The sequence below is a fragment of the Leptolyngbya sp. KIOST-1 genome (assembly GCF_000763385.1).
GTDB lineage: Bacteria > Cyanobacteriota > Cyanobacteriia > Phormidesmidales > Phormidesmidaceae > Nodosilinea.
On sequence record NZ_JQFA01000002.1, the window covers coordinates 2,568,347 to 2,584,003 of the forward strand.

General features: G+C 59.7%; 16 protein-coding genes. 7 read left to right on the top strand and 9 right to left on the bottom strand.

Annotated features, from left to right (window positions below):
* Positions 1 to 38 precede the first annotated feature (38 nt).
* Positions 39 to 626, top strand: coding sequence for a leucyl/phenylalanyl-tRNA--protein transferase (gene aat, locus NF78_RS11455; RefSeq protein WP_035986437.1), 588 nt, complete (start codon positions 39 to 41; stop codon positions 624 to 626).
* A gap of 217 nt (positions 627 to 843) precedes the next feature.
* On the top strand, positions 844 to 1,467 hold the full coding sequence (locus NF78_RS11460) for a YHS domain-containing (seleno)protein (protein WP_035986439.1): 624 nt from the start codon (positions 844 to 846) through the stop codon (positions 1,465 to 1,467).
* 1 nt (position 1,468) lies between these two features.
* Here NF78_RS11460 and hpxO read toward each other — a convergent pair whose 3' ends face one another.
* A complete protein-coding gene (hpxO, locus tag NF78_RS11465) occupies positions 1,469 to 2,632 on the bottom strand; it encodes an FAD-dependent urate hydroxylase HpxO (protein WP_035986441.1) in 1,164 nt (387 codons plus the stop codon).
* A gap of 295 nt (positions 2,633 to 2,927) precedes the next feature.
* Here hpxO and NF78_RS31100 point away from each other — a divergent pair, with 295 nt between their 5' ends.
* Positions 2,928 to 3,122 carry a hypothetical protein gene (locus NF78_RS31100; RefSeq protein WP_156119736.1) on the top strand — a complete coding sequence of 65 codons (195 nt, stop codon included), beginning with the start codon at positions 2,928 to 2,930 and terminating at the stop codon, positions 3,120 to 3,122.
* Here the strand turns inward: NF78_RS31100 and NF78_RS11470 are convergent.
* Entirely contained in the window at positions 3,119 to 5,074 is a 1,956-nt protein-coding gene (locus tag NF78_RS11470) for a tetratricopeptide repeat protein (protein ID WP_035986443.1), read from the bottom strand. The two genes, NF78_RS31100 and NF78_RS11470, sit on opposite strands and share 4 nt — an antisense overlap.
* Positions 5,075 to 5,356: 282 nt before the next feature.
* Between NF78_RS11470 and NF78_RS11475 the strand changes: the two genes are divergently transcribed.
* Both NF78_RS11475 and NF78_RS11480 read left to right on the top strand, forming a co-directional pair.
* Positions 5,357 to 5,806, top strand: a complete 450-nt coding sequence (locus NF78_RS11475) for a thiol-disulfide oxidoreductase DCC family protein (protein ID WP_035986445.1) — start codon at positions 5,357 to 5,359, stop codon at positions 5,804 to 5,806.
* 169 nt (positions 5,807 to 5,975) lie between these two features.
* Positions 5,976 to 6,341, top strand: coding sequence for a hypothetical protein (locus NF78_RS11480; RefSeq protein WP_156119737.1), 366 nt, complete (start codon positions 5,976 to 5,978; stop codon positions 6,339 to 6,341).
* Positions 6,342 to 6,483: 142 nt separating this feature from the next.
* On the opposite strand, the gene NF78_RS11485 is transcribed toward NF78_RS11480, so the two are convergent.
* The 4 genes from NF78_RS11485 to NF78_RS11500 form a co-directional block, all read right to left on the bottom strand.
* Positions 6,484 to 7,359, bottom strand: coding sequence for a 3'(2'),5'-bisphosphate nucleotidase CysQ (locus tag NF78_RS11485; RefSeq protein ID WP_035986450.1), 876 nt, complete (start codon positions 7,357 to 7,359; stop codon positions 6,484 to 6,486).
* Between the two features lie 200 nt (positions 7,360 to 7,559).
* On the bottom strand, positions 7,560 to 7,910 hold the full coding sequence (locus tag NF78_RS11490; protein WP_017299886.1) for a DUF1257 domain-containing protein: 351 nt from the start codon (positions 7,908 to 7,910) through the stop codon (positions 7,560 to 7,562).
* Positions 7,911 to 8,046: 136 nt separating this feature from the next.
* Entirely contained in the window at positions 8,047 to 9,579 is a 1,533-nt protein-coding gene (locus tag NF78_RS11495; protein ID WP_035986454.1) for an AAA family ATPase, read from the bottom strand.
* 78 nt (positions 9,580 to 9,657) lie between these two features.
* On the bottom strand, positions 9,658 to 9,924 hold the full coding sequence (locus NF78_RS11500) for a hypothetical protein (RefSeq protein WP_263970584.1): 267 nt from the start codon (positions 9,922 to 9,924) through the stop codon (positions 9,658 to 9,660).
* Positions 9,925 to 10,494: 570 nt separating this feature from the next.
* Between NF78_RS11500 and NF78_RS28190 the strand changes: the two genes are divergently transcribed.
* Both NF78_RS28190 and recQ read left to right on the top strand, forming a co-directional pair.
* The gene (locus NF78_RS28190) at positions 10,495 to 10,881 is read left to right on the top strand and encodes a tetratricopeptide repeat protein (protein ID WP_052050203.1); all 387 of its coding nucleotides are present in this window, start codon (positions 10,495 to 10,497) and stop codon (positions 10,879 to 10,881) included.
* An 86-nt stretch (positions 10,882 to 10,967) separates the two neighbouring features.
* Positions 10,968 to 13,187 carry a DNA helicase RecQ gene (recQ, locus tag NF78_RS11510; protein WP_035986459.1) on the top strand — a complete coding sequence of 740 codons (2,220 nt, stop codon included), beginning with the start codon at positions 10,968 to 10,970 and terminating at the stop codon, positions 13,185 to 13,187.
* 5 nt (positions 13,188 to 13,192) lie between these two features.
* Here the strand turns inward: recQ and NF78_RS11515 are convergent, their stop codons facing one another.
* The 3 genes from NF78_RS11515 to carA form a co-directional block, all read right to left on the bottom strand.
* Complete coding sequence (locus NF78_RS11515) at positions 13,193 to 13,651, bottom strand: Mini-ribonuclease 3 (protein WP_035986462.1); 459 nt, start codon at positions 13,649 to 13,651, stop codon at positions 13,193 to 13,195.
* A gap of 35 nt (positions 13,652 to 13,686) precedes the next feature.
* On the bottom strand, positions 13,687 to 14,064 hold the full coding sequence (locus NF78_RS11520; RefSeq protein WP_072016051.1) for an STAS domain-containing protein: 378 nt from the start codon (positions 14,062 to 14,064) through the stop codon (positions 13,687 to 13,689).
* A 225-nt stretch (positions 14,065 to 14,289) separates the two neighbouring features.
* Positions 14,290 to 15,468 (bottom strand): glutamine-hydrolyzing carbamoyl-phosphate synthase small subunit, encoded by a 1,179-nt coding sequence (gene carA / locus NF78_RS11525; RefSeq protein WP_035986468.1) that lies wholly within the window; start codon positions 15,466 to 15,468, stop codon positions 14,290 to 14,292.
* Positions 15,469 to 15,657: the final 189 nt, after the last annotated feature.

The window sequence follows — 15,657 nt, forward strand, 5'->3', positions numbered from 1 at the left end:
GAGCACCGTACCCTTGAGCCCTACCCCTGAGCCCTATCGTGACCTTCCTTCAGTACGACCTAGACGCCATCATTCGCGGTTACTCCCAGGGATATTTTTTGATGGCCGACGGGGAGGGCGACGACCTGGGCTGGTACTCAAGCCGCCAGCGCACCCTGATTCCGCTGGACGATCGCTTTCGCTACCCCAGATCGCTGCGGCGATCGCTCAACCAAAATCGCTTTCAGGTCGCCATTAACCAGGCCTTTGAGGAGGTGGTCAGCGGCTGTGCCGATCGCGATACCACCTGGATCTCGAGCGAACTCAGGCAGGTCTACTTCGAACTGCACCGGGCGGGCTGGGCCTACAGCTTTGAAACCTGGCAGGGCGATGAACTGGCGGGGGGCATTCTGGGCCTGGTGATCGGCGGTGCATTTATCGGCGAGTCGATGTTCTTTCGCATTTCTGAAGGCTCCAAGGTGGCGATGGTAAAGCTGGTGGAGCACCTGCGCCAGCACCACTTCGCCCTGTTCGACGCCCAGATGATGAACCCGCACCTGGAGCGATTTGGCGCCTATATAGTGGGCGATCGCGAGTACAAGAGCCTGCTCAAAATGGCGCTCAAGCAAAACTGTAGTTTTCTATGAAACCGGCTTCGCCCAGCGAGAGCTGCCGTGGTTGGGGAGCAGAGCTGGGCTGGGGCAGGCCCGTTCCAGGTCCAGGGGCCGACTGTCTCAGCTAACCATCAAGCTCTATTCAGGCCGTTCTCAGACGGCTCTCAGACTGCCGTGACAGGGTTGGTGCTAACGCTCTAACTGGCTATGGCAACGGCCATAGCGCTGTGTCTTTCTCGGAGATTGGACTATGCGAATTCACTATCTAGGCGCTGTTGCGATCGCCTCTGTGCTTACCCTGGGAGCCGTGGCCTGTGGCAGCCCTACGGCGGTAAACTCTGAGGCTGTTGGGCAGGCAGCCGTTGATCCCTGCGCGGCGGCAAACCCCTGCGCGGCGGCAAACCCCTGTGCGGCAGCGAACCCCTGCGCGGCGGCAAATCCCTGCGCAGCAGCCAGTACCGCCACCCAGCCCGAGGTCTACACCTTTGAAGGCCTCGCCATTCGCGGCGCCGATCCGGTGGCCTACTTCACCGAGGGCAAGGCTGTAAAGGGCTCCGCCGACTACGAAACCACCTGGAATGGGGCCACCTGGCGCTTTAGCAGCGCCGAAAATCTGGCCGCCTTTGAGGCCGAACCCGAGGCCTACGCGCCCCAGTACGGCGGCTACTGCGCCTGGGCCGTCAAGAGCGGCTATCTCGCTTCCATCGATCCTGGCGCCTGGAAGATCGTGGACGGCAAGCTCTACCTCAACTACAGCCCTGGGGTGCAACGGCAGTGGCAGGCTGATGTGGCAGGCCATATTGCCCAGGCTGACCAGAACTGGCCCGCCGCCCTCAGCAGTGACAGGGTCAACGAGAGCGGCAAACGCTGGTAATTTAACCCATCGGCCCAGCCAGAATCACCTTGGCCAGGGCGTTGATCACGGCCTCGGGCGGTTCCTGCCTGAGGTCCTGGTACCACTGCTGGGTGGCCTCGGGCACGTGGCCATAGATGGTGCTGGTGCGTTTGCGGGCCTTCAGCACCAGATCGGCGGTGCGCTCCTTGCGGGCCGCTTCGTATCGCTTGAGGGCGTCGGCCACGCCAAGGGTGGTGGTGGTCAGGTAACGGGTCAGCACCTCGGCATCCTCGATCGCCTGGCAGCCGCCCTGGCCCAGGGTGGGGGTGGTGGCGTGGGCCGAGTCGCCCAGCAGGGCCACGCGCCCCTTGACCAGGCGCTCTAAGGGGTCAATGTCGCCAATCTCCAGCCGGTTGGTCTGGGTTGGATCAAGGGCTTGAATCAGCTTCTGCACCTTGTCGGGCCAGCCCTGAAAGATTTTGGCCAACTCGTCCCGGCGGTGGGCGGGGTCAACCTGGGTGCCTTCAACCATTGGAGCCCCAAAGAAGTAGTAGAAGCGATCGCCCCCCACGGGCATCATGGAGGCGCGCTTGTTGTCGCCGACGTAGAGCACCCACAGGTCTTTTTCGCAGAGTTCAGGATCGGCCTCGACCAGCCCGTTCCAGTTGACGTAGCGGGCGTAGCGGCGATCGACGCAGTGCCCCACCACGTCGGCCCGCACCGCCGAGTGAATGCCGTCGGCCCCGATCACCAGATCGCCGCTGACGCGATCGCCGTTTTCAAAGATGGCGGTGGCGCTGTGCTCGTCCTGCTCAACGCCGACGCAGTTCATACCCAGGTGGACGTACCGGGGCCCACAGGCCTCCAGCAGCATTGACTGCAGGTCGGTGCGTGATACCGGAAAGGGGCGCTGGCCCACCCGCTCAAACAGGGGGCGCAGATCGACATAGCTGAGGCTTTCATCGGTGTGGCTGCGGTATTCCATGGCGTTCATCTCGCCGCCGATAGCCGCCAGCTTGTCGCCCAGGCCCAGGTAGTTGAGCACCTTCACCCCATTCGACCACAGGGAAATCCCCGCCCCAGCCGGGCGCAGTTCCTGGGCGCGGTCATAGATTTCGACCTCGTAGCCCGCCCGCCGCATCGCGATACCTGCGGTCAACCCGCCAATTCCGGCTCCAATAATCACCACCTTCAGGTTGTACATGGGTCGCTCCTAACTGCTGCGATGAGGGCAGATCGCCTGGGCTACCCCATCATTTTGGGCCAGCCCAGGGGCCAATCGTCAATGCTTTCACTATAAAGAAAAACTGTATACAGTACACAGGGGTATCCTGCGGCTGGTAAGGACTCCCTCACCTAAACTCACCCAGGGGACTGGTCTACCCTAGCTTCAAAAATGGGTGGAATTGTTTATCAACTGTTCATCCTGGCCGTTTAGAAATAACTGGATTTTTGCCGACCTCAGGGAAAAGGGAATTGTCCAGTTTTGGAAGACCATCATGTGGCATCGTTTCTCTGTATTGTTTGCCGTTATCGCCGTCGGTGGGGTTTACGGCGTCGGTAGTCTTGCCCAACCAGGCCCGACCCGTTTTACCCCTGCGGCTGAGGCCCCTGAGCTGGGCGCAGAAACCGTTGCCACAACCTATGTGCAGCGCAATCGTCGGGGTACGGGCCGCCGGGGTCGGCTCAGCTAGAGGTCTTCGCTTTGGGCGGCCCGGAGCTTTTCGAGCTGGTACTGGGCGTCTTCAAAACAGCCCAGGCGACTGACATTGAGACAGGCGGTGGCAACGGTTTCTAAATCGGCGATCGCCTCCTCAAGGTTCCCCAACTCCGCATGGAGCAAGCCCCGGTCGTAGTAGGCAAAGGGATGGTTGGGATTGAGCTGGATAGTTTGGTTAAAGTCGGCCATAGCGCCGGCAAAGTCGCCCAGGTCTTGTCGCGTCAGCCCGCGATTGTAGTAGGGTTCCGGACTGCTGGAATTGATTTGAATGGCGATCGTGAAATCTTGAATTGCCCCTTGGAAGTCGTTTAGCCGCCGTCGGACCAAGCCTCTATTCTCGTAGGCCAGACTGTTGTTGGGGCGCAGGTTGACAGCCTCGGTGCAGTCCTGAAGGGCCGCGGCATCGTCATTCAGATTGGAGAGCGACAGGCAGCGGTTCAGGTAGGCAACGGCCTTACTCTCGGCACCGGTGGCCAGGTTGATGGCGGCGGTGTAGTCCTGCACGGCTCCGGCTTCATCCCCCAGTTCGGCACGGGCGCTGCCGCGGTTGACATGGGCTTCGGTGTAGGCCTCCCGGCGCTGGAGGGCTTCCCCGTAGTCGGCGATCGCCCCCTGTAAATCGCCCAGATGAAACCGCAGGTTGCCCCGCTGATAGTACAAATCGGCCCGCTCTGGATCGGCTTCAATGGCCTCGCTGAGATCCTGCAGGGCCTGTTCGGATTCGCCCTTCTCCCACAGCAGTGCTGACCGCTGGCTGAGCGCCCGGCTATGGCTGGGCCGCAGCTCCAGAGCCTGATTGAGGTAGTTGAGTGAGTCGTTGCGCTGGCCCATCTGCTTGGCGGTGTTGGCCTGTCGCAGCAGAGCATTGACCGTCATGGTTTGGGGAATGCGCAGCCAGGCAATGCCCGCAGCCCCCAGCAGCACCAGGGCCACCCCCGCCCCTAGCCAGAGCAGAGGGCGAGGCAGCGCGCGGCCAGAGGCCGGAGTCGGGGTAGAGGGGGGAGTGGGCAATCGCGGCGGTTCGGGCACCGGAGTGCTGTTCTCTGTCAGCCGGGCAGGGGCCATAGGGGGCGTGGCAACGGGGGGAGCCTCCGGATTGGGAAGCGCCGCCAGGATGTCCTTGGCCTGCTGAAACTGCGCCTCGGGCTGGGGCGACACCATGCGTAGCAAAATGTCCTTGAGCAAGCCGCTCAGCGATGAACACTCATCGAGCTGAAGCTTGACCTGGCTGAGAAAATCGTCCTGGCTCAGGCGCGGAATGGCCTCGTTGGTAAGTCCAGTGGCCATTTGCACGGCAATCATGCCGAGGGCAAAGTGGTCGGCGGCAAAGCGCTGGTACTGCCGGTGCTTGAGCTGGGGCAGGTAGGCCGACTCAGGGCTGAGACTGGAGGAGTGACCGTTGCTTACCAACTCGGCCTCGGGGGTGCCCGTGTCCTGAATCAGGCCAAAGTCAACCAGGATCAAGTGGCCGCGATCGCGGTGGCGGATCAAATTGTTGGGGTGCAGGTTTTGGTGGGCAATACCGTGGCGCTGGATCAGGCTTAAAATGCCCAAACTCTCGCGCAAAAACCGCTGTACTTCGGGCTCACTCTGGGGGGTTTGATTGGCCAACTCTGTTAGGAGAGGATGACCGGGCACGTAGTCGCGCACCCAGTAGAAGTCCTGCCCTTCCTGGACCGTGGAGAGGTTTTTGGCGATCGCCTCGTGCTCGCCCATGCGCTTGAGCAAGCTGACCCGCTTGGCCAACAAATCGTTCAAAAATTTAAGCGTAATGGTGTTGTGAGCGGGCAATTGCAGGTGCTTAACAATGCACTTGGACTTAGATGAACTGCCGTGATCGCTCATCAGGTAAGTCTTGGTGTAAGCCTTGGTGCTGACAACTCGAATGAACTGAAACCGTCCATCGATCAGTCTTTTCACAACCATTGGATTTGCCGAGGTAAATGCACTGGGCGGGTGATTAACAAATAATCCCCAACCCAAGGTAGACGCTGGTCTGCTGCTGTTAGCCGTGGACTTAGGACTTTAAAAACAGCGGCTAAACTCCCAACCTGGAAGACAAAATTGCCGGTGTCAGCAGCTGTGTTTCCCAGAGCCGTAGGGTCAAGATCAGGAAATTAGAAGCAGGGAACACGCTGACTCTGGGCGCAAACCCAAAGGCCAGATCGTTAAAATTAAGGACGATGACCCATCAGCAGCAATACTACTATGTACTGTGTAATTTATGACGGTAACTGTAATCTCTGCGTCAGTCTAGTGCGGTTGCTGGAGTCCCTCGATCAGGGCAATCAGTTTCGGTACGTGCCCATGCAAGACGAGGCAACGCTGACCCAGTACAGCATCACCGCCGCCGACTGCGAAGCCGGTATGATCCTGCTCGATCTCCAGGCTCCCGATTCGCGAAGCGATCCGTCCCGGAAACGCCGCTGGCAGGGAAGTGACGCGGCGGAAGAGATCGGTCGTCTGCTGCCCCTGGGCGACGGTTTTGTCCAGGCCTACCGCGCCTTGCCAGGGGTGAAGCAGGCGGGCGATCAGGTCTACGCCTTTGTGCGCGATCGCCGCTATGAGCTGTTTGGGCAGCGCCCCAGCCGCTACGACTCGGCCTACCCGCTCTGCACCGATCAGCGCTGCCAGCCCCTGGCCGACCAGGCTCTCTAGGGGTTGACCCAGCCCGTGGGATCAGCCGTGTATCTACAGAGCCGGCGGCGGTGCAGATAGCGTGTATCTACAGATGACGAAGGTGGCCAGCGATTGAGTACTCTGGGGAAACAGAGGCGGCATCCTCCCCGACCGTGGTCTGCTGCCCACCCCATCGCTCAGCAAAAGGATGACTGCAATGTCGCTGCGATCGCAACTTGCCCTGGCCACTCTCAGCCTGCTGTCCACCGTTGCCCTGGCCGTTACCGCCGCCGAAGCCCGTCCGGGACAAGGCCGCGGCACCCGCCCTCAGCCCAGCCCACCGACAATTCAGGAGGTTGTTCCCACCGCCGAAACAACGGAGGTTGGCCTTCCCCCTGAGGTGACGGTTGAGGCGCCTGAGATCGGCTCCGGCACCGAGGCAACCGCCGCTGACCCACAGAGTTTGCCCCCCGGCCTGCAGCGCCGGGTCGACAGCGGTCGAGGACTGCCCCCCGGTTTGCAGCGCCGGGTCGACAGCGGCCGGGGATTACCCCCCGGTCTACAGACCCGGTAGGCCCTGCCCTACAGCTAAGGGCGTGTCATCATTTTTTCCCTAAACCCCTTTACCACCAGCATTGCCAAGCCCGCCCCCAATCATCGGCTAGGGGTTGACCTCCCTGATGCTTGAGCGGGCGGCGGCAAAGGAACGACAGTCTCTAGGGCAGACCAATCGCCGCGGCAATCTCACCCAGGGGCGATCGCAGCGCTTCCACGTAGCGAGGCCAGCCCACCACGATCGGCTGCTGGTGAATCAGCGTGTTGGGGTCAACATCGGGGGTCGTAAACCGAATGGGCTGCCCCATCAGATCGCAGCAGACCAGCCCCGCTGCCCGAGCCAGGGCCAGGGGACCAGTGGTATCCCACAGCTTCACCCGGCCATTGAGATAGATGTAGACCCCAGCCTGCCCCGTAATCACCGCCAGCACCTTGAGCCCAAAGCTGCCCAGGGAAAGGAACCTGACGGTGGGGAATCGCTGGGCGATCGCGGTGCCGAACCGTCGCTCATCCTTGTCGCCAATCACCATTGACCAGGCTCGCTCCGGGTCGAAAGCAGGTTCTTTCGGAATCAAAGGAGTCGAGGGCCCGCCGCCCGTCTGCTCAAATAGACCCCAACCAGGACCGCCCCAAACTAACTGCTGCCGGACTGGAGCGTAGATCCAGCCCGCCTGGGGCCTGTCCCCCACCACTCTGCCCACCATCACCGCGTAGTGCTCGCGCCCCTGGATAAAGTCATCGGTGCCGTCGATCGGATCAACAAACCAGAGGGTGCGATCGCCCCCAACCCCCCTACCGTGCTGGAACTGCGTAGCGGTAGCCCGGTTTTCTTCAGTAATAATGCCGTCGGTGGGAAATAACGCCTGCATACCGGCCAAAAGCTTCTGATCCAGCAGCTGATCGACTGTCGTCACGTAGTCGTCAGCCCCCTTCTCAAACACCTGAAACGACTGCTGAGACTGTTGGCTGGCGTAGTCACCACAGGCAACTACCAGTTGATGCAGGGCCAATAGATCAGACGGGCTGATAGGGGACATATTGGCTAAACCACGCACCCCCGTTCGGGGCAATTATAGTTACCAGGCACCTCATACCGGGCAGAGTGGGCAGCCGAGCGATTTTGCCTTTCCGACAGTGTAGTCTAGCTGCGGGAGCAGCGCACGACTCAACGGGAGGAATAAAAAATGGGATGGCCAGCATGTGCTGGCCATCCCACCTTAGGGAACGCGATACGGGCTTATTGAAGCACCAGCTTGACGTTGGCGTTCTGCAGGCCAGGACGCTTAACTTCAGCCAGGGTCTTATTGACCGCGTACTTTTGGTTGATGGAGTTGATCAGCTCAGTCTGGTTGTGCTTTTTGGCGACACCCCAGAGGTCAGCGATCAGATCAAAGGAGCCATCGGCATTACGAGACCAACCCAGATCGTACTCACCATCGAGAACGGCGACAAGGTCGGCGCGAACACGCTGGCCGTTGTAACCGCGAACATCAGCTTCGGTCTTTGTAGCAATACCCAAGTCAGCCAGAGACTGCTTGAGGATCTCAGCATCGGTCACTTTAGTGCGAAGGGTGCTGAAGTGAGACATGGTGTTTCCTCCTGTAGGGAAATTGAGAGAGACAACGAGGTTTGAGAGAGACAAACCAGCTAGCCACGGGCTATCTGGATACTAACTGCTAGCAAACGCTAGCCCTTCCCCCGGATACCGCCGGGAGGAAAGCCTGTTAAAACTCCATCCGCTGATATTCAGCGACGGAGGCTGCCGCCGGACGTGCCCGCTGGCGGGCCCAATCCCGCAGGGCTGTAACCTGCTCACTCATGGTCTTCGACAGCGGCAGCGTAGCTCGAATCGCCGCAATAATGTCGAGTTGAGTGAACTCACGTCCTTGGGCAAAAGCTTCATACATGGCCGAAATGAGACCTTGCTCAATTTCAGCACCAGAGAATCCATCACAGACCTTAGTTAGCTGGTCAAGGTCAAAGCGCTCAATGTCGCGACGGCGCTTTTGCAGATGGATTTGGAAAATGTCCTTGCGCTCTTCGGAGTTGGGCAGATCAACAAAGAATATCTCGTCAAATCGGCCCTTGCGCAGAAACTCACTGGGCAACTTTTCAACCCGGTTGGCAGTCGCCATGACGAACACGGGCGAGTTCTTCTCCTGCATCCAGGTCAGAAAAGTACCAAAGATACGGCTGGAGGTGCCGCCATCGGAGTCGGACGAACCTACCCCCCCAGCAAAGGCCTTATCGATTTCATCGATAAAGAGAATACAGGGTGAAATGGACTCAGCGGTGCGCAGCGCGTTGCGCAGGTTAGCTTCAGAGCGCCCCACGGTTGAGCCGTCGTACACACGCCCAAGGTCGAGGCGCAGCAGAGGCAGCCCCCACAGCCGGGAGGTAGTCTTGGCAATCAGCGACTTTCCACAGCCGGGGACTCCCAGGATTAGCATGCCCTTGGGTTGGGGCAGCCCGTATTCCCGAGCCCGCTCGGTAAACGCATCGGAACGTTGCTTCAGCCAGTGCTTGAGTTCCTCCAGGCCACCCACAGAGTTGATGGTCTCATCGACATCCATGAACTCCAGAATGCCGTTGCGGCGAATGAGCTGCTTTTTCTCGGAGAGAACGATGTCCACCTCTTCGGCAGTCAGGCGCTTGGCCATAACTCGCGCTTTGCGGTAGACCTTTTCGGCTTCGTCGCGGGTGAGGCCGAGGGCCGCCTTCAGCAGTTTTTCGCGCTCTTCGGTAGAGATGCTGCTGCCCCGAGCCCGGTTCATTTCGGTGGAAAGCACCTCATCTAGCTCCGACATATTGGGGAGCGGAAAGTCCAGGACGACCACCTCTTTCTCAAGTTCGATGGGGATCTCCTGGACAGGAGACATTAGCACAATCGTTTTGCGGGTGCCCCTGAGGGACACAATTGCATCGCGTAGGCAGCGGGTAACGGCGGGGGAATCTTTGAAGGGGTGAAGATCTTTGAAGATGAAGATGCCGGGCTCACGCTGGCGAATTACCCACTCTACCGCCGCCTCGGGGGAAACGGTGTTGTTGTTTTGGGTACCTGCGCCCTGACTGCCAAACTCAACCATGCCGCGAGTCATTGTCCAGGTGAAAACCCGCATGGGTCCTTTGATGTCTTGATCCTTAGACAGGTGTCGAGCCACCGTGGCAATGGTTTGCTCGGCCCGCTCTTCCTCAAAAGTGACCAGGTAGATCAGAGGATATTGGGCTTGTACCAGTACGTTTAAATCCTCTCTCATGACCAAATCCCTTTTCAGGCTACGGGGCAGTTAAATCGCTGTCTAAGCTAACTACAGCTAGACCCATCAAATCTGTACCTAGCAAACAACCAATTCCCCTTCTTCACGGGAACCAGCACCGGCTACGACCTCGGGGATGACGGCGTTGTCCAGCCCGCTGCCCTGGGCAGCACCGGCCACCTGGGCCAGTTCGACCAGCTCGCCTTCCCGCAGGACTACTGACGAAGCACAGCTTGGACAGTTGTGAATGCGGTGGGTCTGACCGAAGGAATCATCCAGGCTCTCTGCCACCACATCGCCATGGGCCAAGTAGAAGTCGATCGCACGCTTAGCAATGGAAGACATGGCCTCGCCCTCGACGGCAGAGCGAATCTTTAACTGACGATGCAGGTCAGGGGGTAAGTACAGCGTGACCTTGGTAGCTTTTTGCTCTTCCATAGCGCTTTTCTGAATAGTGGTAGCCCGGGTATGTGGATAACTTAAACGGGATATCGGCAACCGTCAAGCCAGCATGCTGTCATGACGTCAATCTTGTAACACTGCTTAACACAGCGCAAGATTGCTTAAACCCTCATGCCGTGAGGCGAACTGCCGGAGTCGGTTACAGAAGCCCCTGGATGGTGGCAGAACTGGCTTGGGGTGATCGCTCCATCAGGCCCAGGCTACTACCGTAGCGAGATTTGAGGTGTCTGGGGGCAGACGTAAACTTATGCGACAGTCAGAGAATTCTCGCCCGCCAGACCGATTATGCTCTTGAGAATTGAGATTAGAGCCCAGCGGTGGTTCAGCGATCACAGGTCGATTGCGGCCTCTGCCTGGCTCGATCTAAAGCATTTTTGAATGGTTGAGCCACAGTTGAGCTGTTGTTTCAACTCCAGGGAATGCTGTGGTTGTTCCGTCGTGATTTGCCCCCCTATGAAGCCTCCTGCCGCCCCGGTCGTGCGCCCCACCCCCAGTCCCCTGGCTACATCGTCGACGTCCCAGGTAGATGACTCGTTTCGGCGGTGGTATGCCCAGGCGGAGGACTTGGCCAATACCGGCGATTACGCACGGGCCCTCCGCTACTTTCAGGAGGCGGCTATTGTCTGCCCGGGGGATGTTTCGGTCCTGGTTTACCAGGCTGTGTGCTACATTCACCTGGGGCAGCCGAGTCAGGCGCTGCAGCTGAGCGAGACCATCCTGGCGATCGCCCCTGATCACGCCCAGGGCTGGCTGTTTCGAGGCGTCGCCCTGCAGCGGCTGGGGCGCTACCCGGAGGCCTACGCCTGCTTCGCTCGGGTGAAGCCCAGTGAGCCGGGTTAGTTCAGCCATTGTAATGAGTTGAGGGACGATAACTTTTCTCCCAGGAGTACACTTGAACGAGTGAAGCCATCATTTGAGCATTGTCTATGGTTGGGGTTGTATCACCGACGGCGGCGTTTCCCTCCCTTGAAACAGCCCTAAAACATCACTTTGGCTACGACCAGTTTCGCCTGGGGCAGCGCCTCGTCATCGAGGCTGTACTGAAAAACCAGGATGCCCTGGTGATTATGCCCACCGGGGGTGGCAAATCCCTCTGTTACCAACTGCCGGCCCTGCTGAAGCTGGGGGTGATGGTGGTGGTGTCACCACTGATTGCCCTGATGCAGGACCAGGTGGATAGCCTGGTGGACAACGGGGTGGCCGCCACCTGCCTGAACAGTTCCCTGGACTACAGCAGCGTTCGCCAGCGGGAGGCTGATCTGCTGGCGGGCAACATTAAGCTGCTCTACGTATCGCCCGAGCGGTTGATGAGTCCCGGGTTCTTCGACCTGTTGGGGCGGTTGATCCAGTCCGTCGGCGTCAGCGGCTTTGCCATCGACGAAGCCCACTGTGTGTCGGAGTGGGGCCACGACTTTCGGCCCGAGTACCGGCAGTTGTCAGTGCTGCGGGAGAGGTTTCCACAAATTCCGGTGATGGCGCTAACCGCTACGGCGACCGAGCGGGTGCGGGTGGATATTGCCCAGCAGCTGCGCCTGCGCGATCCGCTGGTGCAGGTGTCGAGCTTCAACCGCCCCAATCTTTTTTATGAGGTGCGGCCCAAGGGGGGGGAGCGGGAGGGCTACCAGCAGCTGTTAAGCCAGGTGAAGCAGCACCAGGGGTCGGGCATCATCTACTGTCTGAGCCGGAAGCGGGTCAACGAACTGGCCGAAAAGCTGACCGCCGACGGAGAGTCGGTGCTGCCCTACCACGCGGGGCTGAGCGACGACGTGCGGCGGGAAAATCAAACCCGCTTCATTCGCGACGACGTGCGGCTAATGGTGGCCACAGTGGCTTTTGGCATGGGCATCAACAAGCCCGACGTGCGGTTTGTCATCCACTACGACATCCCCCGCAATATCGAGGGCTACTACCAGGAGAGCGGGCGGGCCGGGCGCGACGGCGAACCGGCTCACTGCACCCTGTACCTGGCCCCTGGGGACATCGCTACAGCCAAGTATCTAATTAGCCAGAAGCCGGACGAAAACGAGCAGCGCATTGCTGCCCAGCAGCTCAACCAGATGGTGGACTACGCCGAGACTACGGTGTGCCGCCGCCGGGTGCAGCTGAGCTATTTTGGCGAGATTCTGGGCGAGACCATGGAGGGGCTGTGCCACCAGTGCGACAACTGCACCAACCCGCCGCCGATTGAAGATTGGACCATTGAGGCCCAAAAGTTTCTCTCCTGCGTGGCCCGCTGCCAGGAGCGCTTTGGCATGGCCCACATCATCGATGTGCTGCGGGGCTCTAAAAAGCAAAAAATCCTGGATCTCCGCCACGACCAGCTCTCCACCCACGGCATTGGCAAGGATCGTTCAGTGGAGGAGTGGCGGCTGCTGGGGCGATCGCTGCTGCACCAGCGCCTGGTGGATCAGACCACCGATGGCTATCCGGTGCTCAGGCTCAACGCCGCCAGCTGGCAGGTGCTGCGGCAGCAACTGGCGGTGCAGGTGGCGGTGCCGAAGGACTTTGTCTCTGGCCCTGCCGACGAGGTTCCGGCAGACGGCCCCGAGATGCTGCAACTGCTGCGCGTCCTCAAGGATCTGCGCAAAAAACTGGCCGACCAGCAGAATGTCCCTCCCTACGTGGTGTTCCCCGAAAGTGCCCTGCGACAGATGGCCCAAACCCGACCCCAAACCCTGGCGGCCTTTGGCCAGGTTTCGGGGGTGGGCAACCGTAAGCTGGAGCAGTACGGTCAGGTGTTTACCGACGCCATTCGTCAGTTCTGCGCCGACTACGGCCTGGAGTCTGACCCAGGGGCAACGCGATCGCGATCGCGTCCAGCCAGGGAACGCCGCCAGGCGGTGGGCGAAACCCATCGCCACACCCTGGAACTCCACCGGCTGGGACTCTCTATCGATGAGATCGCTGACCAGAGAGGCCTCAGCCCCAGGACCATTGCCAGCCACCTGGAACTACTGATTGGCCAGGGAGAAACGGTAGATGTCGATCGGCTGGTCAGCGCCGACCGCCAGCGGGCCATTGTGGATGTGCTGATGGAACTGGAGAACGGATCGCTGACGGAGATGCGCGATCGCCTCGGTTCCGCCTACAGCTACGAGGACATTCGCCTGGTGCGTGCCGCCTGGCAGCGGTCGCAATCCAGCTAATGGCGTCAATGAGAAGGACCCGACAGGTCCAGGGTACTCAGCAGCTCCACCAGTCGGTCAGGATTGGTCAAATACAGGTAGCCCACCAGGGTTTCAAAGCCCGTCGCCTGCTGATAAATTTGGCTATCAATCCGCCGCGGGCCGCGGGATGACGCATTTCGGCCTCGGCGGAGCCAGTCCTGCTCGGCTTCGCTCAGCAGCGGCAGGAGCTGCTGCACCCGTTGGGCCTGTTGTTCAGCCCGCACCTGATTCACCACCTGCTGATGAAAAGCCTGAATACGCTTGGGCGGCAACAAAAAACTGCCCCTTACGAACAGCTCGTAAACTGCATCGCCGATGTAGGCCAGAGCCACGGGGGATAGCGCGTTGATCTGCTCCGGAGATAGGGCCATAGCAGCACAGCGATCGCCAAATTGAAGCAGCGATGCCAGGCTGGAAGCATTGGGGGCGGGCGGTTCAGCCACGGGTATCTCTGGCTAAGGCCAATGGGGCGCGCAGGCTATTCGCTGGGTGGGTTATCTAGATTGGCGATCGCATCTTCCACCGAAGGCTGGAGCGACAGAAATTTCTCTAGCCGCACCAGCTTAACGGTTTGGGTCACGCGGGGGTTGGTGACCACCTGCACGGTGCCCCCTTCGGTAGTGGCTTTTTTCACGAGCTGCACCAGCGCACCCAGTCCAGAACTATCGACAAAATCGATAGCCGCCAGATCAAGGATAATATTGGTCGGCCCGGCATCGACGTACTTGGTCATTGCCTTGCGAAAGGCAGGTTCCGAGAACGCGTCCAGAAGGCCGGTGAGGCGAAACAGTTGGTAGGTTCCCCTGACATCGCGAGTGCCTCGTAAACTTACGGTCAGGGTTAGAGATTCAGCGATGGGAAACCTCCTCGGTGCTCCAGTTCGACGTTAAATATAGGTCACGATACCACTGCCTGCAAGGGGTGAAACCGTACGGGTAAACCGTAATGTTTGAAGCCAAGTCAAACCTGAAACCAGCCCGGAACAAACGCCCCAATGTAGACAGATAGCATATAGCGGTTTGGCCAATTTTTACCAGATCCTGCCAGAAAATGCCGGGGTTTAGGGCCGAAAGCTCAACTTCTAAATGGACTTGTTGTGAAGCGGCAAGAGCTGCTCACGGTGGCTACGCATTGTGTCTACAAACTTAGCAAACAGATAGTCGGCATCGTGGGGGCCAGGGCTGGCCTCCGGGTGGTACTGCACCGAGAATAGGGGCAGGGTCTTGTGGGCCAGCCCGGCCACGGTCTGATCGTTCAAGTTGAGGTGGGTCACGGTGACGGTGTCCTGGGGAATGGAGGTGGCATCGAGGGCGAAACCGTGATTTTGGCTGGTAATCTCGACCTGACGTTCCAGGCCACAGGGCTGGTTCAGCCCCCGGTGCCCAAACCGCAGCTTGAAGGTCGAAGCCCCCAGAGACAGCCCTAGAATCTGGTGGCCCATACAGATGCCAAACGTGGGCAGCGAGTAGTCCAGGAGAGCCTGCACCAGTTCCGGCGCTTTGGTCACCGCCGCTGGGTCGCCGGGGCCGTTGGAGAGAAAAATACCGTCGGGCCGATAGCTCATGATTTGCTCGGCGGTGGTGCTGGCCGGAACCACAATCACCCGACAGCCGTAGCTGGCCAGGCGGCGCAGAATGTTGCGCTTGACGCCAAAATCAACCGCCACAACCGTAAGCGGAGCCTGGTCGCCGGAGACCGGTGCCGCGGGGCCAAACTCCCAGACCGGGTCGGTGCCCTGGGTCCATTCGTAGACCTGCGGAGTGGTCACCTCATCGACCAGATTGAGACCGGCCATTGGGGGGGCATCCTGCAGCTGGCGCAGCAGCTCCTGGGGGTCGAGCACGGTGGTGGAAATGGCCCCATTCATGGCCCCAGCCGTACGCAGTTTGCGGGTCAGGGCGCGGGTGTCGATGCCAAAGATGCCGGGAATTTTGTGGGTCTTGAGGTAGTTGGGCAGCGACTGAGTGGAGCGCCAGTTGCTGGGAATTTCACAGATGTTGCGGGCGATCGCGCCTCGAATATGGGGCCGACTCGACTCCTCATCGTCGGGGTTGACGCCGGTATTACCCAACTCAGGGTAGGTAAACGTGACAATCTGGCCGCAGTAGCTGGGGTCGGTCATGACTTCTTGATATCCCGTCATGCCGGTGTTGAAGACAACCTCGCCCATGACGGTGCCCGGTGCTCCAAACGACCAGCCCTGAAACACCGAACCATCGGCCAAAACCAGCACCGCTGGGGGGGCATCGGGAAAAACCATGGCAGTCTACTCAGCACTACGAATCGCTATTATCCTAAGGCCAAAGGCCGATTTTGAGTATTGCGGGCCAATTAAATAAATCTGCGTCGGCATGAAATTGGGCAGGGGCAACTGGCCGGTTGACCGTACGCGAGGGGTTGAATTATTGATTCAGACTCATCTCAACAACGCCGATTCTCTGGGTGTGGT

What these genes read in the sequence shown, in the direction of transcription:
- NF78_RS11460 (WP_035986439.1), top strand. Translation starts at nt 844, where the DNA reads ATGCGAATTCACTATCTAGGCGCTGTTGCGATCGCCTCTGTGCTTACC.
- hpxO (WP_035986441.1), bottom strand. Translation starts at nt 2,632, where the DNA reads ATGTACAACCTGAAGGTGGTGATTATTGGAGCCGGAATTGGCGGGTTG.
- NF78_RS31100 (WP_156119736.1), top strand. Translation starts at nt 2,928, where the DNA reads ATGTGGCATCGTTTCTCTGTATTGTTTGCCGTTATCGCCGTCGGTGGG.
- NF78_RS11470 (WP_035986443.1), bottom strand. Translation starts at nt 5,074, where the DNA reads ATGGTTGTGAAAAGACTGATCGATGGACGGTTTCAGTTCATTCGAGTT.
- NF78_RS11475 (WP_035986445.1), top strand. Translation starts at nt 5,357, where the DNA reads ATGTACTGTGTAATTTATGACGGTAACTGTAATCTCTGCGTCAGTCTA.
- NF78_RS11480 (WP_156119737.1), top strand. Translation starts at nt 5,976, where the DNA reads ATGACTGCAATGTCGCTGCGATCGCAACTTGCCCTGGCCACTCTCAGC.
- NF78_RS11485 (WP_035986450.1), bottom strand. Translation starts at nt 7,359, where the DNA reads ATGTCCCCTATCAGCCCGTCTGATCTATTGGCCCTGCATCAACTGGTA.
- NF78_RS11490 (WP_017299886.1), bottom strand. Translation starts at nt 7,910, where the DNA reads ATGTCTCACTTCAGCACCCTTCGCACTAAAGTGACCGATGCTGAGATC.
- NF78_RS11495 (WP_035986454.1), bottom strand. Translation starts at nt 9,579, where the DNA reads ATGAGAGAGGATTTAAACGTACTGGTACAAGCCCAATATCCTCTGATC.
- NF78_RS11500 (WP_263970584.1), bottom strand. Translation starts at nt 9,924, where the DNA reads ATGTCTTCCATTGCTAAGCGTGCGATCGACTTCTACTTGGCCCATGGC.
- NF78_RS28190 (WP_052050203.1), top strand. Translation starts at nt 10,495, where the DNA reads ATGAAGCCTCCTGCCGCCCCGGTCGTGCGCCCCACCCCCAGTCCCCTG.
- recQ (WP_035986459.1), top strand. Translation starts at nt 10,968, where the DNA reads ATGGTTGGGGTTGTATCACCGACGGCGGCGTTTCCCTCCCTTGAAACA.
- carA (WP_035986468.1), bottom strand. Translation starts at nt 15,468, where the DNA reads ATGGTTTTTCCCGATGCCCCCCCAGCGGTGCTGGTTTTGGCCGATGGT.